The following is a 22,222-nucleotide window of genomic DNA, read 5'->3' as shown; positions in this document are numbered from 1 at the left end:
GGGCTCGTCGTCCAGTACGACGTGCGGTATGTCGTGGAGGCATCCCAGCCCGGCAAGCCGCCGCCGAAGAGATGACGGACTGCCTGACACGCCGCACGCGCCCGTGACCGGGAGAATCGTAGTGTTCAGCCGAGCCAAACGATGTCCAGGACGGACAGGTGCCGCAGCGGCCGATTGATGAAGTAGACGACGGACAACTGCCCGACCGAGGCGGCCCGCACATCCTCCCCTTCGGCGTCGCCCGCGTTCTACTGCGGCCACCCCCACGGGGTCCGAGCGGCAAGGTCGACGACGTCACGGACCATCTCCGTCGCAGACTCCGGAAGCTCGGCCACGACTTTCCCGGCCTGCGGCGACAGCCGCACCCCCCACAGCGCATCAGTCACGGGCGGGCACCAAGGACGTCGTCCAGATCCACGAAGCCGCTCTCGTCACGGCCGGAGTCGGTGAAGGCGTCGACGGCCGGCGCCGCCGCAACGCGTAGCTGCCAGGAACGGACGACGTCGTGCAGTGGCGTGAGGCTGTAGGTGTGCCGGGAGTCCTCAAGGGCCTTCGCCCAGTCCCGCTCGAAAGCAGGCACCCACGAAGCGGCCCGCCTGTCGGCGCGCAGCCGAGCGAGCAGATGGGCGGCGGCCGCCGGTGCGGGTGGTGCAGGGGCTTCCTCGGGCTGCGCGCTCACAGGCTCCTCCATACAGGTTGTATCGCTACGGTAGCCGTACGCAGCTCGGCAGGGGGAGGGCTTCGCACGGTTGCGGCGGTCTGTACCTGCACGTAGCGGCCGCCGCGGCCTGAGGTTCGCCCGGCACACAGCAGTTGGTGGACTGCGGCGCCACCGGGCGGTGAGGCACAGTGGGCTGCAGGTGCGGCCGTTACGGCTCCACACGCAGTCCCCAGGACCTGGTCCAGCTCTTCCACGCCACCGACTGGTACCCCGAGGAAGAGCTGGCGCCGAACTGGAACGTCGCCCCGACCAACAACGTCTGGGCGGTGGGCGGTCCTTGAGCGCCCGCGACACGAAGAGGGCGACGATGCATCGGTGGAGCGAGAATTGCGGCTGCTGTGCTGGGTTCTGGTCCCTTCGTGGGCGGAGGACGTGAAGTTCGGCGCGCGGATGATCAATGCGCGGGTGGAGACCGTGCACGAGAAACCCGCCTTCCGCCGGGCCTTCGTCAAATGACGCGGTCTGCTGCCGGCCGATGGTTTCTACGAATGGCAGCAAGCCGTCGACGAGGCCACCGGCAAGGCTCGGAAGCAGCCCTACTTCATCCACCCCGAGGACGACCAGGTGATGGCACTCGCCGGACTGTACGAGTACTGGCGCAACCCCGAGATCAAGCCGGACGACGACCCGGGCGCCTGGCTGATGACCTGCTCCATCATCACCACCGAGGCCACCGACGCCTCCGGCCGAGTGCACCCCCGCATGCCACTAGCCCTCACCGCCGACCACTACTACGCCTGGCTCGACCCCCACCACCAAGACCCCGACGACCTGCACGCGCTGCTCACCCAGCCCGCCGACGGACACCTCGACACCCGGCCGGTCACCACAGCCGTCAACAGCGTCCGCAACAGCGGCCCTCACCTCCTGGACAAGATCACCGCCTAGCTCTGAGGCGGGAGCAGATCAACTCTGCTCGCAGCTGTGAGGCTGGCCGGCGGCACGGGACCGACGGCTCCGTTCCGGACATAGATTCGCACACATCTGCGACTATCGTTTCGCTGTTCGCTTATCGGCTGATGTCGTCTGTTACTCATCGAATAGCGTCCTGACAGGGGGCGCACAGGTGGCGTGCTGCAGGCGCGCGGGGAGCTGGAATCCGCTTCCACCGCGATGGCCACCGGGTTCATGCACCCTCCCGCGAACGGAGTTTCACCGCCTGCACCGTTGACTGCGCACCGCAGGCGACAGTCACGGAAATGTCCGTATACGGCAACATGAAACGTCGCAACTCCCATCGAGTCCGGCGGGCGACCAAGCTGTGGGTCCTCGGCACCAGTCGGGATCCGCACACCGCCCACCCCGGCCGCCGCATCGACCGGCTCGTGGGCATGCACCTCAGGGGAGTGCCCATGTCTTCTCGTTCGATCCGCCGTATCGCCGCCACCACGCTCGCCGCCGGCGCCGCCCTCGGCGCGGCCGCCCTGCCGGCCTCCGCCCAGTCCAGCCCTCACCAGGCCGCCGCGTACCGCTCGAGTGTGGTCATCAGCGACGTGCAGTACGACTCCCCGGGCTTCGACGACCGCTCCAACTACTCCCTGAACCGGGAGTGGATCGACGTCACCAACACCTCCCGGCGCAGCGTGAACCTCGACGGCTGGACCCTGTCCGACGAAGACGGCCACACCTACACCTTCAACCACTACCGCCTCGACGGCCGCTCCACCGTCCGCGTCCACACCGGCATCGGCCGCGACACCTACCGCGACGTCTACCAGGACCGCCGCAACTACGTCTGGGACAACCGCTCCGACACCGCCACTCTCCGCAACGACCACGGCCGCTTCATCGACGACGCCTCCTGGGGCCGCGGACACCACCACGACGGCCGCGGCCACGACGGCAACCACCACGACCGCCGCCTCTAAAACCCCCACCCACCGGTGGCCGCACAGCCGGTCACCACACCGAGCACAGCCCGGCGGCGCGCGGTGGCGCATCCGGCCACTGGGCGCCGCCGGCGCGTGACCAGAGCAGGTCGACCTTGTTGGAAAGACGTCCCGCTTCCTGGGGGGAGATGCAGGTACAAGGCCTGCCCGGCGCTCCACACGATCCCGCCTCCGATACCCGGGGGCGGGATTTCGCTCTACAGGGCCGCCTGCCGCAGTCCACAGACTTCCCGCACCGCGGCCGCAGGCGCCCCTTCGAGAGCCAGAGGGTATCGACACCGGTTTCAACGGTAGGGCCAAGCACTCTCCGGTGCAGTCCGCGAAGGGCGCCGGAATCCCCGTACCGACCGGGCAATACCCGCACCACGATGCGCGGATGAACGAGCTCGCGCCAGCCGGACGGCGCACCCTGTACCAGCGCGGGCCGCTGCGCCGCGCGTTGCTGGACTTCTCCCTGCCGACGACCTCGCACATCATCGCGGCCACCCGGCGGCCGGCGCCGTCGTCGTTCGTCGCCGGGGCGCGGGCAGTGATGGTGCGGTGCGACATGTTCGGGGCCGGTCCCATTGACCGGCCCCGAGCGCTTGCGTCCCACCTGGTCAAAGAGCGCCGTAGCGGCGAGCACACCATCGCTGGCCTCGCTGCCCCCTTCTCCGTCAGCTACCGCGTCCTGGAACGCCGCCAGACCCCTGTGGCACCGTCGGCATCCGGCGGGAAGTGACGTGCTTCCTTTCGTCTACCGGATCACCAAGTACGATCCCGCCGACCGGGATGAAAACGGCAGCTACATCGGCACCGTCGAGGCGGTCAGCGACCACGGACCTGTCGAATCGGCCTACCTGCAGGCGGTGGCCGCATTTGCAGAACACGCTGGTATCGACCGCTTGGCTGTCCGGGAGCCGCAGCTTGCAACCGGCCTTGTCGACCCCGGCGCCGAGCCGGCCATCGAGGGGGATGGACTGGCCGGACTCTTCTCATCCGATCTCGCAGGCTTCCACGACGGCGCGGAGGTCTCGATCACCCTCGGCCTCGAACTGGTCCGGGCGATGCTCCGCGGTAACGGCGTCTGGTGCCGCCTCGAAGTGGAAGGCAGGTTCACCATCCACGTCGGATGGGACCAGTACGCCTACATCAGCAGCAGTAAGCCCTGCGAGGAGGCACTGGCCCGCACCCGCGCACTCGGCCTGTTCCCGGAACCTCTGGACGCCTCCCCCTATGACGCTGACTACGACGAGCCGGGCGAACAGCGCCCCGCGGACGACGTCTTCTGGGCCCGGCTGCGCTGGTGCGTGGCCATGCGCCAGGCAGCAATCCTGGAAGAGGTCTACGCCAGCAACGTCACACGCTGGCACCGGCTCAACGACGGCACCCTCGACGAGGTCCGCGCTCGCCTGACCCCCCGCGCTCAGCTGGCCGTCTGGCCGGACCTGTCCACCGACGTTGCCGCCGTACTCGCCGCTCTCCCCGAAGAGGGCCTGATCGAGTTCGTCTGGGAGGACGCAGACGGTCAGATTACGAGCACCACCGCCGACGAGACCCAGTTCGTGGAGCTCGCGACGAAGACCACCGGCGCCCGCGCCGCAGCTGCTCTGTCCATGTATGCCGACGAACGCCAGCCTCTGTTCACCGCCGTCCTACCCGACAGCGACGGCGTCCTGCGAGCCCGCTGGAGGACTGAGCCGACCCAGAGCGACCGGCACTGGGCCATCCTCAAGACTCTGTACCGAGGGCAGGTCATCACCGGGACGGTGACCGAGATCGCCAGCTTCGGCGTCACGTTCGTGGACATCGGCGGCTTCACCGCGATGATCAACATTCCCCAACTGTCCTGGCGGCCCATCGACTACCCCTCTGATGTCGTCACTGTCGGTCAGGAGATCGCCGCCGAGATCCTCGACGTCGACATGGTGCGGGAGCGTGTGCCGCTATCACTGAAGGCGCTGCAGGCGGATCCGATGCTGGATCTCGCACGGCAGGTCGGTCAGATCGTCACCGGCCCCGTCACGAAGCTCGTCCCGTTCGGCGCCTTCGTCCGCGTCGAGGACTGCGAGCACGGTTTCGAGGGACTGGTCCACAACACCGAGCTGGCCGATGTGCACGTGGAAAGGCCCGAAGACGTCGTCCAGGTCGGCGAAGCACTCACCGTCAAGATCCTCGAAGTCGACCCCACCCGGCGCCGGATCGCACTGTCACACAAGCAGGCCACGGCCATCGCCCCAGAGTGGCACCGTCATTCCTGACGAGGGAGTCGACTCGATACAGCCCCACAGCGGGCATGCAGAGGACTGCCGACATCAGCGCAGACGACTACGGAATCCGACGGTAGGCACGCTGGCGGCCGGGGCAGTGTGCTGGCGGCAGCGGAGGCACCCGCGAGTCTCGTCACCGTCGACCGCACCGGAGAGCGCTGATCCCTACCGCTGCAACCGGTTCCGATACCGGACTCCGCTGCCTTGCGGCACGGAGGCCGGGGCCGGGCAACACGGTTGTGCCTGATCACTCGGTGGGCTGGCCTCTCCCTGCTTTCCGCCTGTCTGCGTCGAAGTCATGCCTACGGTCGGCAAAGGCGCATAGGCACACACAGCAGGCGGGGGAGTGGGATGCGGAACTGGGAGAAGGTGCTGCCGGTCCTGGAGGCGCTGTGGGAGTGGGGGCAGGCGGCCGGGCACGGCTGGACACTCGACACCGAGTTCCTCCTGCCGCACCAGCAGCACGCCGGCGTCCTGGCGGGCCGGGGTCTGGTAGAGCTGGCCGGTCGGGAGGACCGGGCGGAGTTGTCGGTGCTGGAGGGCCGGCCCGTACGGTGGGCGGCTCGCCTGACCTCGCACGGGCACGACACCCTCACCTACGGCCGGATCCGCCCCCGGGCCGAGCCACCGCCTGGCGAAGCAGCGGTGGGGGAGGTGGTGGAGCTCATCCCGTCGCAGATGGCGGCCTTGCGCGTGTTCGTCGGCCTCGCCGGCCGGCTCCGCGTCTCGCCTGCGGCGGGGCTGGCCGAGCAGGTCCGCACGGCGTCGTGCGATCACGGGATCAAACGGTGGCGCCTGCACCTGACCCCGGAACAGATCGAATCGGTGGCCTACGGGTTCTGGCTCCACCGGCTGACCGGCTCCGCCGCGGAAGCCAACCGCTTCAGCCGCGAGTACGGCGCCATCTACCGCGCGCCGACCAGCGCGGCAGACAGACAGGCGACCGCAGCGGCACGGACACCGTCCTGATCCCGCGAATGCGCAGACGGGCCGCACCCGCTCCGCGCAGCCGTCGGCGCGCGCACCGCGCGGCAACGCCATGCCCATCGCCTGCTGCGCCGTTACGACTTCGCCCGCCGCCTCCCCACGGGGCGCCGGCCAGACCGGTGGTGCATCCGGAGGGGGGACCGGATGCACCACCCGGGTGATGCCCGCACCTACCCGGTCACGGGCCGGGCCGGGTCAGTGACGGCCGCCGCGGTGGCCGCCCCACGCAATGACGTCGACGACGCGACGGTGGTCATTGCGGAGGATCACGCTGTCGGAACGGTTGTCCCAGACGTAGTTGCGGCGGTCCTGGTACACGTCGCGGAACGTGTCGCGGCCGACGCCCGTGTGAAAACGGACGGTAGAACGGCCGTCAAGGCGGTAGTGACGGAAGCTGTAGGTGTGGCCGCTCCGGTCGGACACGGTCCAGCCGTCCAGGTTGACCGCACGGCGAGTGGTGTTGGTGAGGGCCACCCACTCGTCGTTCAGGGACCGGTTGCTGCGGTCGTCGCGGCCCGGCGAGTCGTACAGCACGCGGCTGATCTTCACCGCTGCCCGGCCGCGAGGCGCATGGTCGGCGGCGGAGGCCGGCAGTGCTCCCGCTCCGGCGACAGCCGCGACGGTCAGAGCGGCAGCGGCGAGACGACGGACAGACGCTGATGCGGACATGAAGTCTCCTTGCGCTGCGGGCACTTCCACTGCGCTGTCGATAGGGGCTGCGCGAGCGGCTTTGGTGTGCGGGTGGTGCGGCGGCCCTTGCCGGCCGACACCCACACCCTGCCCCGGTCACAGCCCGGTATGGGTGATACATCAGCGTGCGTGACTTATCGTCTACATCGCCGTTACGGTCACAGGTAACGTCCATGCATGCGGTGAATGCGTCGGGTTGACGTGCTGCCGGGCACGGCACCCGTACGGAGACCGGTGTCCGCGGGAGTTTGCCGGAGGTCTGCCGGTCCGGCTGGGGTGAGCCGTCACTCGAAAGTGGTTCACAGACTGCGCCTGTGATCCGCACGTCGGCTCACCCCCATGCAGGAGTTTGTGGGCGCCGCACGGCGGCCGGCAGGAGGGGATGCGGGCAATCTCATTCCGGAGAGCTGATGACACCTCTACGATGGGTGACCACGCACGGGGCATACGCCGGGGGTCGCCATGGAGCCGAACACCGAGCCTGAGGCGATCAAACCGCGCCCGGACTATCCGCCGAGGACTCCTCCGCCTCCGAAGAAGCCGCCGTCGCCGCCCCCGCCGCAGACCCGACTGGGTCCCTCTTCCCTGCCGCACCGTCAGGGCTCTGGCCGCGGTGGCCGCCCGGTCATGAGGAACCGTCAGGGCGCGGCATGGTCCCTGGAGGCGCAGCCGTGGGCGCCACGCAAGGGGTCCGCCGCGGTGGCCGACAGGGTCGGGAAGTGGGGACTGACAGCTCCCGACTGTCTTGAGGACCTGGTCCGGCACCTGGTGGCGACGGTCGTCGCCGACGGCGGCCGCCACGTCAGTCTCCACCTAGCCGAACAGGACGGTCAGATCCTTCTGCTGGCCTTCAGCCACCAGCCTCAGCCTCCGGACCTGGAGGCTGACGTTCTGTCCCGGCTGCGGGAGCTCGGCGCGGTGAGCTGTGGCACGGAAACAGCTGTGGACGGTCGCCAGGTGTGGGCGCTCCTGGACCTGGCCGCGTAGCGCGTTGCATCCACTTCGTCTCGCGCTTCGGCGTCGGGAGAGAAGGTGTCCGAGATCTGCACGCTGCAGCCAGCCTCCACCTGCGGGGCACCGTAGCCATCTCGAGAACACAAGGGCTGGCGCCGTCCAGGCTGATGCAACGCGCGTCACTTGCCCGTCCGCGCGCGGCAGTTCTCTTTTCTGATCTCAAAACGTGGCCGCCGAGCGTGAGGGTACGGTGAAGTCTCCACCGCCGAGATCAAGGAGAAGCATGTCGCGTAGCGCAGTCGTCATAGGCGGTGGCTTGGCGGGCATGCTTACTGCGTCCGCGCTGTCCCAGAGCGTCGACAAGGTGACCATTCTTGAGCGCGACACCCTGGCGGATGTCCCGCAGCCGCGTAAGGGGCTCCCTCAGGGTCACCACGCACACGTCCTTCTGCCCAGCGGGCGGGATGCGATCGAGGCGCTCATACCTGGCGTGAGCATACGCAAGAGGCTCCTCGCCGCAGGTGCGCACGAGTCCTCCCTCACCTCCCTCATCACCCTCGGCTCGGAGGGCTGGTTCCGGCGCTGGGGACGTCAGGAGCACCTCCTGCTGACCGCCAGCCGAGATCTGCTGGACTGGACCGTGCGCGACGCGGTACTGGATGCTCCTGGCATCGAGATACGCACCGCTCAGGCAGTGGCGCTTCTGGGCACCGCCGAGCGGGTCAGTGGTGTCCGCATCTCCGCCGCGGACGACGAGGAAGCGGAGGTTTTCGCGGACTTGGTTATCGACGCGAGCGGCCGCGGGTCACGGGCCGTGCACTGGCTCGGCGAGTTCGGCATCACGGATGTGCCGGAATTCATCGTCGACTCCGGGCTCGTCTACGCCAGCCGCCTGTACCGCGTCCCGGAGGGTGCTGAGATGTTCCCGGTGACCCAGGTGACGGCGGATCCCTTCGCCTCCGAGCCGGGCCGTTCCGCGAATCTCGTGCCCATCGAGGACAATCGGTGGCTGGTCAGCCTGGGCGGGACCCGAGGTGGCGAGCCTCCCGCCGACGCCGAGGGTTTTGTCCGCTTCGCTCGTGATGTGCGCCACCCCATTGTGGGCCAGCTGATTTCCGGTGCCGAGCCGCTCTCCGAGGTCACGCTCACACGCAGCACCCGCAACGGCCGCCGCTTCTTCGAGAAGGCCTCTGCCTGGCCCGAGGGGTTTGTTGTGCTGGGCGATGCCGTCGCCACCTACAACCCCGTATACGGGCAAGGCATGTCCGTCGCCGCGCTGGGAGCCCAAGCCCTTTACCGGGAGCTGCAGCAACGCGGGTTGGACACGCCCGGTTTCGCGCGGCGCGTCCAGCGAGCCGTCGCCAAGCCAGTGGCGGCTGCCTGGGCTATGAGTACCTCTCAGGACAGGTGGTTCCCGGGCGTGCAGGGCAGCGCCCCCACGGTTATGGACCGTCTCTTGACCCGGTACACCCGCCGTATGACCAGGGTGGCCACCACCTCGCACGCCGTCTCGAGCGCCATGTGCGCTGTCACCACGCTGCAGGAGGATGCGATCCGGCTGGTGCGTCCCTTCCTCCTGCGGGCGACTCTGGCCGGTCCGGTCCTGCCTGCGCTGTCGGGGCCGCCCCTGACCGAAGATGAACGTGCCATGGTGCACGCACTCGATCGAAGCGAAGAGGAAGCAGGGAATGAGCGAGCGTAGGTCCTCCCGTCAGCCGCAACTGGACGAGCACGAAGTTGCTTCGGCGCCGACAGTCTCACCAGGAGATCTGCGCCCCGTCTGTTTCACCCTGATTCCCCATGTGCTCGCGGGAACGAGTCGGCGGGCTCTGGCCCAGCAGCTCGCCGACCACCTCCGCACCCTTACGCGCGCTGGCACCGCAGACAGGTATCCCGTGGCTGCCGAGGTGTTCGTGGTCGCCGAAATCCCCGGACTCCACGCCTCCGGCCAGGAGTCACCGTGCCTGCTCGTTCATGGCTGGGCCGAGCGGCCGTGGCAGCGGGACGATGAGTGGCGGCACGTGTTCCAGGACTTCCTCGACGCCGTCACGGCGTGGTTCCTTGAGGAATATCCGGCCCCGGTACCCCAGGACCCGACGTACCTTCCGGTCGTCGAAAAAATAGCCGAAAAGCTTGTCGAGATCAGCGACTTCGCCGTGCACACCCCAGGCGAACTCCCACCTGGCTGGGCCGAGCAGATCGCCTGGCACGGACCGCTCGTGCCGATGGGGCCGTCCGTGTAGGACGCCGCCGTTCACCGCACGCGTCCGGAGCTCCCTCGCGTGGCGTACCTGCGAACTAGGCGCGTTTCACACGGTGGCCGTGTCCATGCGTGTGCGCCGTCGGACGTTCTTGACGATGGGGGAGCGCAGGGCCCGCGAGATGTTGGCCAGGTCGCCGTGGAAGGTCGCGCGGGCTGGTGCAGCCAGAGGCGGCGGAAGAGGGGAGTGGCCGTTGGCCGAACGGTGCAGCTCGACCGCGGCAGCGATCATGGCGGCTTCGGCGATGACGGCGGCCGCTTCCTCTGTGGTCTTCTCTGCCAGAGCGGCTGCTCGTGCCTCGTCCCGGATGCGGGTATCGAAGTGGCCCCGGCAGGCGACGATCCGGTCGGAGATGTACGTCTGCCGTTGCGTCAGCCGCAGTTGTAAGTTCGGTTTCCACCACGGCAAGGGCAGTGTGACGGGGCTGGGAGCTCCGTGGACGGGGCGGACAGCCCGGGCTAGAGGGGCAAGCCGCCAGTAGCGGACCGCATCCTCGCCGCGGGGGCCGAGGAGCGGAATGATGAAGCCGGTCGAGACAAGGACCGCGCTGGGCCCGGTAGTCGCGCGGGCGAAGTCGATGAGGAAGTCGGCGTTGGCACCCGCCCATCGGGCGGCTACAGCACCCATCACGGCCAGGTCGTAGCCCGCCCAGTGCATCAGGTAGCCCACCGCCACTACGCGCAGTCCGATTCGGAGCGTCCCGTGCACCTCGTGTGACCAGCGCCAGCAGAGGCGGCTGGTGATCAGCGAGGCTGCCGCGTGCGCGAGCACATAAAGGACGATCATCTCGCCAATGAAGGGGGTGGTGGCGTAGTAAGCATCGAAAGTGTGGATCTGCTCGATGTCGGCGGTGCCGAGCCAGAAAAGGCCCGCGATTACAAGGCAGCATGTGCTGTATACGGCGATAGTGATGCGGGACAGGCGCCGTGTCTGGTCCGGATCGGGTCCGCCTTGCCAGTTGAGAACGAGGACGATTGATGCCCCGGAGAACGAGGTCAGCAGGATGTAGATGAACGCGGCAGCGAAGTTGGCGACGCCTGTGACACGGTTGATGAATACGATCGAGCTGGGGGCTGCGGTCAGCAGGACGCACGAGCCGATCAGGAGGAGCGCGCAGATCGAGGAGAGCAGCCAATCCCGCCCTCGGTTACGCATGAATGCCGGAAGCTTGAGGAGACAGGCCAGCAGTAGTAGTCCGCCGGAGACGTAGAAGCCGGAGTTACTGTTCATTGGATGGGCTGGCCCCCGGGAGTGGACTCGGTGCACACGGCCTCGCCTTACCGGCAAGCTTCGACACGGTGCGGCATGTCCATGCTAACGGGCATGCTATTGCACACTTGGCCAATCCGTGGATTCCTGTTCGGTACCGTCAATCAATTTGCAGGTTTTGGTGCAGTGCTGGAGTCTGCGCGGAGCAATCTGTGTATTACCGGGATGATTCATAGAGATACTCCCGGCGGAAAGCCGACATTCCTCTGGATTTCCGAATAAGCTTCAACGGGAGAACCAACCAGGCAACCTGCGCAGCGGGTGGGCCGGTAGGTCTCGGCTGTCGTGGCCGTTGCGCTCTCCGACACCCGGCTCAACCTGGGCGCGCACGATCGCCCTGACGATGGGCGTGCGAACAGCTCGCGACAGGCGGATGAGATCAGTCTGCTCAGCACCCAAGGAGATCCACCAAAACCGTCCGCGCGCAGGCCCGTTGGATACCCGCAGTGCATCGGTGGCGTGTGGTTCAGAGCTGCAGGAGCAGGCCTCTGCGGCGACGGCGACCATCGCTGCGGATCCGATGAGGTCGGCAGCCGCCGCGCTGGCGCCGTCAGTGATTGCTCTGCTGTATGCGCGGGTGCGCACGTCTTCATCAAGGTGGCTGGTCAGGCGGCTGAGGCCGTCCCGGATCGCCGTGGTGCGTTTGGTGAGCTGCAGTTCCACATCGGCGAGTGAGCGCCACGACAGCGACACCGTGTGCCGCCGGTCAGCCGGGTCGACCAACACCCGGAAGAGCGGCCGCAGTCGCACAAGCGTGAGCGCGCTGCTGGACCACGGGCCGAGTCCAGGCACGACGTAGCCGGCCGCGACGAGAGCGGAGCCGGCCGCGACCAGCAGAGGTGCGAGCTGAGTACTCAGTCCGTCCCAGTCGCGGCCGGTCCAGCGGGCACAAATGGCGGTCAGCTTGAAGGCCCCGTAGGCGCAGTTGAACAGCCAGCCCAGCGCGAAAAGCTTGAGGGCCCTGCGGGTCCAGCCGGTGGTCTGGCCGGTCCAGCGCCAGCAGAGAGCCATGGTGGTCGACGCGGCCGCAAAGTGCGCGATCAGGTACAAGAGGATCATCTCGCGGATGAACGGCGTGCCGGCGTAGTAGGTATCAAAGTCAGTGCGGCGCTCGGTGGGCGCGCTTCCGACCACGAACAGGATCACTTCGAGGATGACGACCAGGCTGTAGGTGCCGAGCCAGCGCCGAGAGAGCCGCCGAACCCGTTCCGGGTCACCGCCGCGCCACTTGATGACGAGAGCCAGCGATGAGGCGCTGAAAGCCGTCACCGTACTGTAGGTCACTGGTGCCGCTGCGTTGGGTTCACCAAGAGTGCGGTTGATCCAGGCGATGGTCGGCGGAGCGCCAAGGGCAAAGCACAAGCCCGCGAGGAATATCACCGCGCAGAGGGCACGCTTGAAGGGATCGCGCCATGCTCGCCGCAGGCCGGAAATCTGAGCGGCCAGGCCGGCCCATAGGGCAACGGCTGCCAGGAAATAGATCCATACGTCCATCAGGCCCAGGGGCCCATCAACGACTCCTGGATACGTCCAGCTACTGAGTCGGGCTGCCGGTGAGTTCTGCTGCGGACGGCCCGCAGGTCCGTGCCGAACCTCAGCCCGAACAGTTCGGCTTCCGCCTCCACGCCGGCGTCAAAGCCGGTACGCGCCGCGCCTGTGAGGTCGCCGTACGCCCTGCTGCTCAACCGCCCGTCGTCGGAGGCCAGGATGTGCCTGGCGACGCGACCCACGGTCTCCGTATCCCCGGACTGGGTGCGGGCGGCAGCGAGACCCGCAGATGCATGGGCAGCGCAGTGACCCTGAAACATGTGCCAGATTTCATGGCCCAGGATCACATGCGCGTGTCCTTCGTCGGTGGTGTCCTCGCGCACGGCCAGGATGTCCATGTCGGGCAAGTTCACCCACAGCCCACTTGCCGTTTCGGGCGGAAACGCAGTCCGCTTCAGGATCACTGGGCGTTGGCGCATGTCGCTCAGAAGAGTCTCCAGCGAACCGAAAAGCCCGTCGTCGTCGGGAGAGGCGTGCGCGAGGCCGGCCACCAGCCTGGAGCTCAGCGCCTTCATCCTTTGCTCTGTCTGCGTCCGTACTCGCGACACGGAATACCGTTCCCTCGCCTTGAAGCCGTCGTCTGGTCAGACAGCCGAACCGGCACCGGTTCGGCCGCTGCTCACCCTCCTGCCGCGACGCCCTTGCCACATCGTCAAATCTGACATGGCGGTCGCGATCTGCTACATCAATCGAAGCCGCGCTCCCTGCGGACCTGCTTCTCCAGGGCCTCGATGAGTCCTTGGACGAGCTCCCATTTGTCATCGGGCAGGGCGACCGCCGTTCGCATGGCGGATTCGCGAGGAGCGGTGTACGGCTCGCCTCGCGCTGCCGCACGCAGCTTGGCCAGCACCCCTTGGAGGGTGTCATTGAGGGCAGACTCTGGCTCCGCCGACAACCAGCCGCTGGGCTCACCGAAGAAGAACTTTTCGACGCCGGCCGTCGTGGACGCCAACGGACCGCTGGCGCGGCCCCGCAGCCCTGGATCCAGGTCCGCTGCTGCCGCTTTCCGCTGGCGGCTGACGAGGGTCTTCAAGGACGCCCGGGATGCCCCGAATGAAAGGGCGATTTCCTCGTAGGAGTGCTGAGTTCCGTCGGGGCGCCGCCGTGTTTCTCGCAGGTGGACGATGCGACTGATGATCCGGTCGGTGATGTCCTCGGGCGGAGCCGCCTGGCCGTCCAGAAGTGCCTTGACGACGTCTTGCGGAACGCCGCTTTCGGCGGACAACTCCGGCACGCTAAGCGCATCCTCGCGACTGGCCCCTTCCCCAAGGAGGGCATCGATCTGGCTCAGTGTCTCGGCGAGCGCACGACGCGGGTCTCTCACCGGCAGGTCTCCTGAAATGTTGGGTGGGGGGCCGACTGGTTGAGGCAGACCATATCCGTTGTGGCACGCCACCACAGCCCTTGTGCGTCACAAGTAGCCTCCAAAGGCTACTGCTGTTGACATCAGTCGCTCGAGGTTGGCAGGATCACATCACGTAAGCTCCGCGACTCGGGGCGGTGCGATCGCCCCAGCACAACGTCGCCAGCTCCGCAACAAAGCCGCCTGGTAACGGAATCACCGCACAGTGCATGCATTCGCCAGGAGCGCAACGAAGGGACGGATATGCCCGGGTCCGCACCATCCGCACTACGAACCGGCAAGCCGCAATTGGGGATACTCTCTGCCGTGCCCCCGGCGCCGTCTGCACGGGCACATCTGACGCCGTGAAGCCTGGGTTGCCGACGAAGTCGCACGCGAGGCAAGGACACACCAGGCCCGCCTCCGGCGCCGCCGCGCTCTACGCCAGGCAGCCCAGCTCGGCGACGTCCATGGCCTGGTGCAGCCGCAGGAACATCGGATCGTCGTGAGCGCTGACGGTGATGCCGGCCCGGGTCGCTGAACCGTAGGGGCATGTCCAGTCGACCGTTGCGAGCGGTCGCCTGTCACGAATACTCACCACAACGCGATGGCCGTCCCTTTTGGCAAAGGAACGGCCACCACTGAACGACTCAGTACGAGTCATGGCACCACCAGAGCAAGAACCCAAACCAAACCGCTGGTGGAGCTCGGCCGCGTGTTGCGAGCACGCTGCCACGGCACAGGATAGACCTGCCCGCCTTCGGGAGAAACTGCCCAAACGTCGCAGGGCCTGCGCACCGAGCTCCCCGCACATCTCAGGGAGACACCTGTGTCCAAAATCAAAGCGTCGCGCCGTCTGGCGGCCGTGACAGCCTCCGCCGGAGCGATTCTCGGCGTTGTGGCAGTGAGCCCGGCCTCGGCCTACAGCGTGCACAACGTGCGCGACTACAACACAACGATAGAGGGCGGCAACGGAGTTCGCTTCCGTACCGCTCCGGGTTACAGCACGACTGTCAGGGGGCTGGTGGCCTCCGGGGACAAGATCAGGGTGACCGCAACGAACCCGGGCGGGTTCGGCAACTGCGAGTGGTACAAGGTCACCCTGCGCTCCAAGTCGCGCAACGGCCTGCCCGCAGGCACCACGGGATGGGTCAACTGGACCTTCGTGCGGACGTTGGTCGACAAGGGCACCCAGGGCTGCTGAGCGTACACACCGTTATGTGAGGTCGGTGAGCGAAGCCACGCGGCCCGTCTCGACAGACCGGCCGCAGCCCCGTCCTGCCCCTCTCGTCCCCCGGTTAGCAGTCCCCCTGCCTGACCGGGCAGGGACCGAACCCGCTGTCCTGCCAGCGCGGGCCCGTGTGTCTCCTCCACCTCTGCGGGCGTACTCGGTCTCCCAGGGGTGCCGTCGTCCCCCGGCGGCACCCCTTCCCCCACCCCCTTCCGCGCCCTCCGACGCCCAGGACTCATGACGCCGGAGACTGCCTGGAGCTGCCCATGTCCGCCCTCCCCATCGCCATTGCCGTCCCCGCCCAGACCACTACCAGACCGACCCCGGCCCGCTGGCCCCTCGTCATCTGGGCACTGCTACTGACCACCTTCGCCGTGCGCGCCGGCGGCTTCGTCTACCCGTTCCTCTCCTACCGCCTGGACGGACTGCACTTGACGTCCTCTGTGGCGAGCATCGTGCTGGCGGTGTTCGGCGCCGGCTGGCTGATGGGGCAGATGTTGTGCGGGTGGCTTGCCGACCACGTCGGCCGACGCGCCACCCTCGCCGGCGCCATGCTCCTGGCCGCGACTACGTTCCCTGTGCTCGCCCAGGTGCACACAACCGTCGCGCTGACCGCGGCGACAGCGGTGTCCGGCGCGGTCTATGACGCTCCGCGACCGGTCATCGCCGCGGTGGTCGCGGACGTCATCCCTGACGAGGTGGGGCGCGCGAAGGCCAACGGCTGGCGGCACTTCGCCACGAACGTCGGCGCCGCCGCCACGGGAGCCCTCGGCGGCGCACTCGCCGGCCGTACCGGCATCCCCGCCCTGTTCTGGGCCAACGGCGCCGTGTGCGCCGTGATCGCCGTAATCGTCCTCTGGGTCCTTCCCCGCACCACGCGCACGGACGTCGTCGAGCGCGGCGGTTACAGGGAGGCGATCACGGATCCGCGGCTGTGGGTGCTGTGGCTGGCCAGCCTTCTGACACTGATTCCGGTCGGCGCGCTGTTCTCCGCGCTGCCGTTGATGATGGCGTCCGACGGGCTCGACGCCGCCTCGTACGGGTGGACTCAGGTGACGAGCGCCGTCGCGGTCCTGGCGATCTCCCCGCTCCTCAACCCGCTGCTCGCGCGGCGTGCGGCCCGCCCCACTGCGATGGTCGGGCCGCTCGCGCTGAGCGGACTCGTTCTCGGGGCCGGAATCGGCTCTGCGGGCCTGGCATCGACCACCCTCGGCTACAGCGCCGCCGCCTTCCTCGCCGTCCCCGGGGAGATCATCGCGTTCGTCGCGGCCGGCGACATCGTCAACCGCATCTCCCCCTCGCACGCCCGCGCCACCTACGCGGGCATCTGGGGCACCACCCTCGCCGCCGCCATCATGTGCGCCCCCACCCTCGCGGGCTGGTCCCTCACCCACGGCGGCAGCGAACTGGCCGCACTCACCACGCTGTCCTGCGGCTTCCTCGGCGCCGCCGCCTGCCTGCCGCTGCACGCGCTGCTGCGCCACCCGCGTGCGCAGAAGACCGAGCTTTCGTGACCGCCGCAAAGGCGGCGACCCCGGCCCCAGGCAGGTCAGTACGGCTGCGGTACCGGGATGTCCTACGCGAACCGGAAGCGAAGCAACTGCTGGCCGGGACGCTCGTGGGCCGGCTGCCGAACGGGATGGCGCCGCTGGCCATCGTCCTCGCAGGCACCCACGCCGCCAGCGCCGCAAGTGGAGCGGCTCTGGCGGCGCTCTACCTGCTGGCCAGCGCAGCCGGAGGCCCGCTGATCGGTCGTCAGGCCGACCGGCACGGACAGACCGCGGTATTCGCAGTGAGCAGCCTCGTGAGTTGTGCTGCCCTGGTCGCGGTTGCTGCCCGATCGAGCCAGCTCTGGCAGGTCGGCGCCGCGGTGGCGATCGCCGGCGGAACGAAGCCTCCGCTGGAAGCCGGTCTCAGATCGCTGTGGGGGATGGGCCCCGGCTCCGTGATGCCGACCCGCGACCACCAGCGCACGGCCCTGGCCCTGGACGCCTCAAGCCAGGAAATGATCTACATCGCCGGACCCGTCATCGTCGCGGGCATCGCCCTGGCGGCCTCCCCGTCCGCGGCGCTGCTGGTGACGGCAGTCCTCGCCATCACAGGCACCGCGTCGGTCGTCACGACACACGCTTCCCGTTCCTGGACTCCCGTCGACAAGCGCCGGGGCGACTGGCTGGAACCGCTCAGGTCCCCGCATCTGCGCACCCTGTACGCCGCGATGGTCTGCATCGGCGTTCCGATCGGCGCCATCACACCCCTCGCCATCACGGCCGCCACCAAATACCACACGCCCTGGCTGGCCGGAGGGCTCCCCGCAGTCCTGTCCGCCGGCGCCGTCCTCGGCGGCCTGGTCTACGGAGCCTGGTCCTGGCCCGGCACCGCACCTTCGCAACTGATCGTTCTTTCGGCCCTGTTCAGTGCGGGCTGGCTCGTCGTGATCGTGGCAGGCGGCCCCACCACGGTGTTCACCGCGACTGCCGGCACCGGTCTGTTCATGGCGCCGCTCCTTGCCGCCGCATTCGCGATGACCGGGACACTCGCCCCACGAGGCACCGCCACCGAGGCGCAGGCCCTGCTCGTCGCCGCCCTCGATGTCGGCTGCGCCCTGGGCACCGCTGCCGTCGGCGTCCTGCACGCCTTCTTCCTCCCCGCCACCACGGCAGTTGGCGTACTGATCCTGCTCACCGCGCAACGGCGGTCGGCCCAGGCCGACGACCACGCTCCGCACGTTCACGCACACCCCGTACCTCCCCTGGAGGCGACCCTGTGAGCTCCTTCCACCTGACCCGCACCCTGCCCGAGGACGCCACCGAGGCCGCACTGCGTGCCGACGTCCTGCACGGCCTGACCTGCTCGCCCACGACACTGCCTCCCAAGTGGTTCTACGACGCACACGGCAGCATGCTCTTCGACAAGATCACCGAACTGCCCGAGTACTACCCCACCCGGGCGGAGCGCGAGATCTTGGCCGCCCAGGCCCCCGAGATAGCCCGCGCGACCGGCGCGCGCACCCTCGTCGAACTCGGCTCGGGCTCGTCGGAGAAGACCCGTCTGCTCCTCGACGCACTGCCCGGACTGCACACCTACCTGCCGGTCGACGTCAGCGAGAGCGCCCTCACCCAGGCCGGACACTTCCTCATCAGCGAGCGCCCGGACCTGAACATCCACGCTCTCCTCGCCGACTTCACCGCGCCGCTTCACCTGCCCCACACGCCGGGCCCGCGGCTGGTGGCGTTCCTCGGCGGAACGATCGGCAATCTGCTGCCCGCCGAACGCACCGCGTTCCTCACCTCTGTCCGCGCCTGGCTGGAGCCGAGCGACGCGCTGCTCCTCGGCACGGACCTGGTCAAGGACGAGTCGGTGCTCGTCGCCGCGTACGACGACGCGGCCGGAGTCACGGCCGAGTTCAACAAGAACGTCCTGACGGTCGTCAACCGCGAGCTCGGCGCCCACTTCGACCCGGACGCGTTCACCCACATCGCCCTCTGGGACGCCGAGCACGAGTGGATCGAGATGCGGCTGCGTTCGCGGACCGAGCAAACCGTGAAGACCCCCGCCCTCGATCTCGCCGTCGACTTCACCGAGGGCGAGGAGCTGCGCACCGAGATCTCGGCGAAGTTCCACGAGGACGGGGTGCGCAGCGAGCTCGCTGCCGCCGGGTTCGACCTGATGCGGTGGTTCACCTCGCCCGGCGAGCTCTACGGACTCGCCCTCGCCGCCCCGTCACGATCTGCGCCGGCACTACGCCCGGCGGCCGACCGCATCACCGCCTGCGTCCGCTGACACCGCCCGGCTACCCAACTCATCCCCAGTCTGGAGTTGCAGATGGACACGTCCTCGCTCACCGTCACCTCGCCGCTGCGCGCAGCGGCCGTACTTTCCGGCGGCCGCGTCGCTGTGGTCGCCCCGTTCAGCTCCGGCCGCTACTACCGGGCGGAATTCGTGCACCGGGGATGGGAGTGCGTCGCGGTCAGCCCCGCAACGGCAGCACTGCCTCCCCTTTACCAAGGTGGCATCGCGCCCATCGGCTACCAGGGCGTCGTCACCCACAACGGAGACCTCAACGCGACCGCGCAGACCCTGCGCGCGCTGCGCGTCACCGCGGTGGTCGCCGGTACTGAAATCGGGGTTCCGCTCACGGAGCAGCTCGCCTCGCGCCTGGACCTTCCTGGCAACGATCCGCGTACCTCCCACCTGCGGCGGGACAAGGGCGCCATGGCGGCCGCGCTCATACAGGCTGGCCTGGACGCACCCCGCAGCCTGAGCGCCGACCGGCTCCAGGACGCACTGTCCTGGGCCCAATCCCTCCCGGACGTAGAGGACTTCGTGGTGAAGCCGGCCGACAGTGCGGGATCCGACGGTGTCGCCTTCTGCGCCGGCCCCGACGACATCCGGGCCGCTTGGACCAAGCTCCACCTGGTCCCCAATGCGATGGGCGGCCTCAACAATCACTTGATCATTCAGGAGCGGCTCCGCGGCACGCAGTACGTCGTCAACAGCGTCTCGGCCACGAACCTGCGGGGTACTGCCCGGCACACGGTCACCGAGTGCTGGGCCGACCGCCGCACGCCCGGCACCCACCTCTACGACCGTCTCGACCTCCTCCACCGCAACCGGCTCGTCCCGCGCGTGCTGACGGACTACACCGTGCGCGCCCTCGACGCCCTCGGCATCATCAACGGGCCCGCCCACACCGAGGTGATGTACGTACCCGGCCGCGGCCCGGTGATGATCGAGACCGGGGCCCGACCGGAGGGCTTCTACGATCCGCACTCCATGCGCGAGGCGACGGGCAGCGACCACATCCGCGACGCCGTGCACGCCGTCGTCACCGGCAAGCCCCGCCGGCTCGCCGCGGACCGGCCGCGTGCGACCGTTGCGAGGGTCTCGCTGATCGCACCGTACGACGGCATCCTCGACCCAGTTCTCGTGAACACCCTGCTGGACCTGCCGACGGTCCGCGGCCATGTCGGCAACCTCGTGCCCGGCGGGCGGATCAAGCGCACCGTCGATCTGCTGACCTCGCCGGGGCGCCTGACGCTCGCGGCAGAAGACCCGCGGGAGATCGACCACGATCACGCGGCCATCCGCGGACTTGAGGATTCGGGCCTCTACCTGGGCGGCCCGCGATGAGCCCCCGCGCCTTCGCCGAGCAGGGCGCCTTCGCCGCTCTGCCTTGGGCGCCGCTCGGGACGGATCAGGCCGGTGCGGGATCACGTCTGCACCAGGTCATCACCGCGGCACAGGCACAGGACCGGTGCGCGCTCGGCACGTATCTGCCCGTGGGCTATCCGAACCGGCTCACCAGCATGGATGCGCTGCATCTGCTCGCGCAGTCCGCCGATGTGATCGAACTGGGCATCCCGTACGCCGGGGGAGTGCTCGACGGTCCGGTCATCCAGCAGGCCTCCCAGACCGCGCTGGACGCGGGCTTCCGCATCGAGGACGTCTTCGCCGCGGCACGCGAGCTGTCGTCGAGCTCACCGGCTGCGCTGGTGGCGATGTCGTACTGGCAGCCCGTGCACGCCTATGGACCGTTGCGCTTCGCGACGGCCGCGGCCGCCGCCGGCATCGACGCCGTCCTGATCCCCGACCTGCCCATAGAGGAAGCGACACCGTGGCTGGCCGCCGCCTGGGCCACCGGACTCGGCGCCATCCCCCTCGTCTCCCACCGCACCCAGCAGGACCGCCTGGCCCGCACCGTCGCCGCGGCCACCGGCATGCTCTACGCAGCTGCCACCGACACACCGACCGGCAACCTTCAGCCCGTCAGCCCCCGCCTGGCCGACTTGATCACCCGCATACGCAATCTCACCAGCCTGCCGGTGGCCACCGGGATCGGGATCTCCACACCCGCACAGGCCCGCACCGCGGCCATCTGGGCCGACGCCGTGGTCGTCGGCTCCGCAGTCATCCGTCGCATGCAGGCCAACCCGCGCGCGCAGACCGCCGCCGCCGCGGCCGCCGTCGGCCGCGACTTCGCCGCCGCCCTCCGCCCCCGAACCCACCACACCACCACCGGCGAGGGCGAGGTCACCAGATGACACTGTGCCTACGCGAGTACCGCGGGCCGGATGCCATGGAGCTCCTCACCCGCCAGTGGCGGGAGCTGTATGCCCAAGACCGGCTGGCCACCCCCTTTCAGTCCTCGGGCTGGCTCATAGCGTGGGCCCGGCAACTCCCCTGCACTGCGACACCGCTGGTCCTGGCCGTCATCAGTCCGACCGGACGGACCCTGGCCGCTCTGGCGCTGGCCCGGCACGAGGACGGGCCGCGACCACGCATCGTCCCGCTGTCGTGGCCGCACGCGTGGTCCGTGCACCCCGTCGGCCCGCACGCAGACGACCCCGACGTCGCCCACGCTCTCGCGTTCCATCTGCTGCTCGTCGCCGAACACGACCAGACCGACGTCGACATGCGGGCGGTTCCGGCCGACAGCACACTCGGTCGCTCGCTGAGCACCGTCGCCGGCGACATCTCATGGACTCGCACCATCCCGACATCCACCGTCGTGCCGCTGCCCGCCCTCTCCGACCTTCTCCCGCCTTCCATCCAGCGCGAGCACGCCCGCAGGCGCCGGACCTGGACGCGCCTCTCCGCCGACCGCACGATCACCTATACCCGCACGCGGCACCTCCAGGACCTCCTGACGGCGGTCGAATTGTGGGCTGAGCTTCAGCACGACCAGAGTCCGCCGCAGGACGGAGCGGATGACACGGCATGGGGAGCCGTACTGGAGGACCTCGGCGCGGCGAACGCCTCCATCGCCGCACTCAGCGTGGACGACACCACGGTCGCCGCCCAAATGTGCCTGACCCGCGGCCACCACTGCTACACCCTCCCCCTCGCCACCCATCCCGCCGCCCGACACCTGGCCCCCGGCCACGCCCTGCTGCGCCACCTCGTCGACGACCTGACCGACGACGGGATCCGCACCCTGCACCTCGACCCCACCACCGGCCGGACGCACGCGAGCAGAGGCCAGTACGGGCCACCACGCCCAGCAGGTCGGGCTGCGGTCTTCAGCCCTGTCAGTCCCGCGGCCGCGTGAACCGCCCGGCCGCAGCACCGGGTTCCAGGA

General features: G+C 68.7%; 21 protein-coding genes and 1 pseudogene. 15 read left to right on the top strand and 7 right to left on the bottom strand.

The features are described 5' to 3' along the window. Positions 1 to 382: 382 nt before the first annotated feature. Positions 383 to 679, bottom strand: coding sequence for a DUF6247 family protein (locus tag ABZV34_RS24845; protein WP_356280622.1), 297 nt, complete (start codon positions 677 to 679; stop codon positions 383 to 385). A gap of 170 nt (positions 680 to 849) precedes the next feature. On the opposite strand from ABZV34_RS24845, the pseudogene ABZV34_RS24840 reads away from it, so the two are divergent. The 5 genes and pseudogenes from ABZV34_RS24840 to ABZV34_RS24820 all read left to right on the top strand — a co-directional run bounded on the left by ABZV34_RS24840 (position 850) and on the right by ABZV34_RS24820 (position 5,828). Continuing rightward, positions 850 to 1,609: pseudogene (locus tag ABZV34_RS24840) on the top strand (SOS response-associated peptidase). Between the two features lie 464 nt (positions 1,610 to 2,073). Continuing rightward, positions 2,074 to 2,589, top strand: a complete 516-nt coding sequence (locus ABZV34_RS24835; RefSeq protein ID WP_356280738.1) for a lamin tail domain-containing protein — start codon at positions 2,074 to 2,076, stop codon at positions 2,587 to 2,589. Between the two features lie 397 nt (positions 2,590 to 2,986). Beyond that, complete coding sequence (locus ABZV34_RS24830; protein WP_356280619.1) at positions 2,987 to 3,331, top strand: hypothetical protein; 345 nt, start codon at positions 2,987 to 2,989, stop codon at positions 3,329 to 3,331. Position 3,332: 1 nt separating this feature from the next. Continuing rightward, a complete protein-coding gene (locus ABZV34_RS24825) occupies positions 3,333 to 4,850 on the top strand; it encodes a S1 RNA-binding domain-containing protein (RefSeq protein ID WP_356280616.1) in 1,518 nt (505 codons plus the stop codon). Between the two features lie 360 nt (positions 4,851 to 5,210). Beyond that, positions 5,211 to 5,828, top strand: a complete 618-nt coding sequence (locus ABZV34_RS24820) for a DUF6417 family protein (RefSeq protein WP_356280614.1) — start codon at positions 5,211 to 5,213, stop codon at positions 5,826 to 5,828. Positions 5,829 to 6,041: 213 nt separating this feature from the next. Here ABZV34_RS24820 and ABZV34_RS24815 read toward each other — a convergent pair whose 3' ends face one another. Continuing rightward, complete coding sequence (locus tag ABZV34_RS24815; RefSeq protein ID WP_356280611.1) at positions 6,042 to 6,515, bottom strand: lamin tail domain-containing protein; 474 nt, start codon at positions 6,513 to 6,515, stop codon at positions 6,042 to 6,044. A gap of 648 nt (positions 6,516 to 7,163) precedes the next feature. Between ABZV34_RS24815 and ABZV34_RS24810 the strand changes: the two genes are divergently transcribed. The 3 genes from ABZV34_RS24810 to ABZV34_RS24800 all read left to right on the top strand — a co-directional run bounded on the left by ABZV34_RS24810 (position 7,164) and on the right by ABZV34_RS24800 (position 9,733). Beyond that, positions 7,164 to 7,523: a hypothetical protein gene (locus ABZV34_RS24810; protein ID WP_356280608.1), complete on the top strand. Its 360-nt coding sequence runs from the start codon at positions 7,164 to 7,166 to the stop codon at positions 7,521 to 7,523. 250 nt (positions 7,524 to 7,773) lie between these two features. Beyond that, positions 7,774 to 9,192, top strand: a complete 1,419-nt coding sequence (locus tag ABZV34_RS24805) for a pyridine nucleotide-disulfide oxidoreductase (RefSeq protein WP_356280605.1) — start codon at positions 7,774 to 7,776, stop codon at positions 9,190 to 9,192. Continuing rightward, on the top strand, positions 9,179 to 9,733 hold the full coding sequence (locus ABZV34_RS24800) for a hypothetical protein (RefSeq protein WP_356280602.1): 555 nt from the start codon (positions 9,179 to 9,181) through the stop codon (positions 9,731 to 9,733). The genes ABZV34_RS24805 and ABZV34_RS24800 overlap by 14 nt, the downstream gene beginning before the upstream one ends. A gap of 66 nt (positions 9,734 to 9,799) precedes the next feature. On the opposite strand, the gene ABZV34_RS24795 is transcribed toward ABZV34_RS24800, so the two are convergent. The 5 genes from ABZV34_RS24795 to ABZV34_RS24775 all read right to left on the bottom strand — a co-directional run bounded on the left by ABZV34_RS24795 (position 9,800) and on the right by ABZV34_RS24775 (position 14,508). Then, complete coding sequence (locus tag ABZV34_RS24795) at positions 9,800 to 10,981, bottom strand: DUF6545 domain-containing protein (RefSeq protein WP_356280599.1); 1,182 nt, start codon at positions 10,979 to 10,981, stop codon at positions 9,800 to 9,802. A gap of 264 nt (positions 10,982 to 11,245) precedes the next feature. After that, positions 11,246 to 12,514 carry an MAB_1171c family putative transporter gene (locus tag ABZV34_RS24790; protein ID WP_356280596.1) on the bottom strand — a complete coding sequence of 423 codons (1,269 nt, stop codon included), beginning with the start codon at positions 12,512 to 12,514 and terminating at the stop codon, positions 11,246 to 11,248. After that, positions 12,514 to 13,083: a toxin-antitoxin system, toxin component gene (locus ABZV34_RS24785; protein WP_356280593.1), complete on the bottom strand. Its 570-nt coding sequence runs from the start codon at positions 13,081 to 13,083 to the stop codon at positions 12,514 to 12,516. Before ABZV34_RS24785 ends, ABZV34_RS24790 begins: the two co-directional genes overlap by 1 nt. A 170-nt stretch (positions 13,084 to 13,253) precedes the next feature. Next, entirely contained in the window at positions 13,254 to 13,892 is a 639-nt protein-coding gene (locus ABZV34_RS24780; protein WP_356280590.1) for a hypothetical protein, read from the bottom strand. A gap of 457 nt (positions 13,893 to 14,349) precedes the next feature. After that, the gene (locus tag ABZV34_RS24775) at positions 14,350 to 14,508 is read right to left on the bottom strand and encodes a hypothetical protein (protein WP_356280587.1); all 159 of its coding nucleotides are present in this window, start codon (positions 14,506 to 14,508) and stop codon (positions 14,350 to 14,352) included. Positions 14,509 to 14,739: 231 nt separating this feature from the next. On the opposite strand from ABZV34_RS24775, the gene ABZV34_RS24770 reads away from it, so the two are divergent. The 7 genes from ABZV34_RS24770 to ABZV34_RS24740 all read left to right on the top strand — a co-directional run bounded on the left by ABZV34_RS24770 (position 14,740) and on the right by ABZV34_RS24740 (position 22,192). Further along, positions 14,740 to 15,114, top strand: a complete 375-nt coding sequence (locus ABZV34_RS24770) for an SH3 domain-containing protein (RefSeq protein ID WP_356280584.1) — start codon at positions 14,740 to 14,742, stop codon at positions 15,112 to 15,114. A 293-nt stretch (positions 15,115 to 15,407) separates the two neighbouring features. Continuing rightward, the gene (locus ABZV34_RS24765; RefSeq protein WP_356280581.1) at positions 15,408 to 16,655 is read left to right on the top strand and encodes an MFS transporter; all 1,248 of its coding nucleotides are present in this window, start codon (positions 15,408 to 15,410) and stop codon (positions 16,653 to 16,655) included. Further along, positions 16,652 to 17,911 carry an MFS transporter gene (locus ABZV34_RS24760; protein ID WP_356280578.1) on the top strand — a complete coding sequence of 420 codons (1,260 nt, stop codon included), beginning with the start codon at positions 16,652 to 16,654 and terminating at the stop codon, positions 17,909 to 17,911. The genes ABZV34_RS24765 and ABZV34_RS24760 overlap by 4 nt, the downstream gene beginning before the upstream one ends. Then, positions 17,908 to 18,924, top strand: a complete 1,017-nt coding sequence (gene egtD / locus ABZV34_RS24755) for an L-histidine N(alpha)-methyltransferase (RefSeq protein ID WP_356280576.1) — start codon at positions 17,908 to 17,910, stop codon at positions 18,922 to 18,924. Before ABZV34_RS24760 ends, egtD begins: the two co-directional genes overlap by 4 nt. Before the next feature lie 42 nt (positions 18,925 to 18,966). Continuing rightward, positions 18,967 to 20,274 (top strand): hypothetical protein, encoded by a 1,308-nt coding sequence (locus ABZV34_RS24750; protein ID WP_356280573.1) that lies wholly within the window; start codon positions 18,967 to 18,969, stop codon positions 20,272 to 20,274. Then, positions 20,271 to 21,185: a tryptophan synthase subunit alpha gene (gene trpA / locus ABZV34_RS24745; RefSeq protein WP_356280570.1), complete on the top strand. Its 915-nt coding sequence runs from the start codon at positions 20,271 to 20,273 to the stop codon at positions 21,183 to 21,185. The genes ABZV34_RS24750 and trpA overlap by 4 nt, the downstream gene beginning before the upstream one ends. After that, positions 21,182 to 22,192 (top strand): GNAT family N-acetyltransferase, encoded by a 1,011-nt coding sequence (locus ABZV34_RS24740; protein ID WP_356280567.1) that lies wholly within the window; start codon positions 21,182 to 21,184, stop codon positions 22,190 to 22,192. Before trpA ends, ABZV34_RS24740 begins: the two co-directional genes overlap by 4 nt. Positions 22,193 to 22,222 lie beyond the last annotated feature (30 nt).

Source organism: Streptomyces sp. NPDC005195, assembly GCF_040608315.1.
GTDB lineage: Bacteria > Actinomycetota > Actinomycetes > Streptomycetales > Streptomycetaceae > Streptomyces > Streptomyces kaempferi.
Note: the sequence above shows the minus strand (reverse complement) of the source record. Positions and strands in the feature narration are given on the sequence as shown.

Coding starts and splice junctions, on each gene's coding strand:
- ABZV34_RS24835 (WP_356280738.1), top strand. CDS start 2,074: ATGTCTTCTCGTTCGATCCGCCGTATCGCCGCCACCACGCTCGCCGCC.
- ABZV34_RS24830 (WP_356280619.1), top strand. CDS start 2,987: ATGAACGAGCTCGCGCCAGCCGGACGGCGCACCCTGTACCAGCGCGGG.
- ABZV34_RS24820 (WP_356280614.1), top strand. CDS start 5,211: ATGCGGAACTGGGAGAAGGTGCTGCCGGTCCTGGAGGCGCTGTGGGAG.
- ABZV34_RS24815 (WP_356280611.1), bottom strand. CDS start 6,515: ATGTCCGCATCAGCGTCTGTCCGTCGTCTCGCCGCTGCCGCTCTGACC.
- ABZV34_RS24810 (WP_356280608.1), top strand. CDS start 7,164: ATGAGGAACCGTCAGGGCGCGGCATGGTCCCTGGAGGCGCAGCCGTGG.
- ABZV34_RS24805 (WP_356280605.1), top strand. CDS start 7,774: ATGTCGCGTAGCGCAGTCGTCATAGGCGGTGGCTTGGCGGGCATGCTT.
- ABZV34_RS24800 (WP_356280602.1), top strand. CDS start 9,179: ATGAGCGAGCGTAGGTCCTCCCGTCAGCCGCAACTGGACGAGCACGAA.
- ABZV34_RS24795 (WP_356280599.1), bottom strand. CDS start 10,981: ATGAACAGTAACTCCGGCTTCTACGTCTCCGGCGGACTACTACTGCTG.
- ABZV34_RS24790 (WP_356280596.1), bottom strand. CDS start 12,514: ATGGACGTATGGATCTATTTCCTGGCAGCCGTTGCCCTATGGGCCGGC.
- ABZV34_RS24785 (WP_356280593.1), bottom strand. CDS start 13,083: ATGAAGGCGCTGAGCTCCAGGCTGGTGGCCGGCCTCGCGCACGCCTCT.
- ABZV34_RS24765 (WP_356280581.1), top strand. CDS start 15,408: ATGTCCGCCCTCCCCATCGCCATTGCCGTCCCCGCCCAGACCACTACC.
- ABZV34_RS24750 (WP_356280573.1), top strand. CDS start 18,967: ATGGACACGTCCTCGCTCACCGTCACCTCGCCGCTGCGCGCAGCGGCC.
- trpA (WP_356280570.1), top strand. CDS start 20,271: ATGAGCCCCCGCGCCTTCGCCGAGCAGGGCGCCTTCGCCGCTCTGCCT.
- ABZV34_RS24740 (WP_356280567.1), top strand. CDS start 21,182: ATGACACTGTGCCTACGCGAGTACCGCGGGCCGGATGCCATGGAGCTC.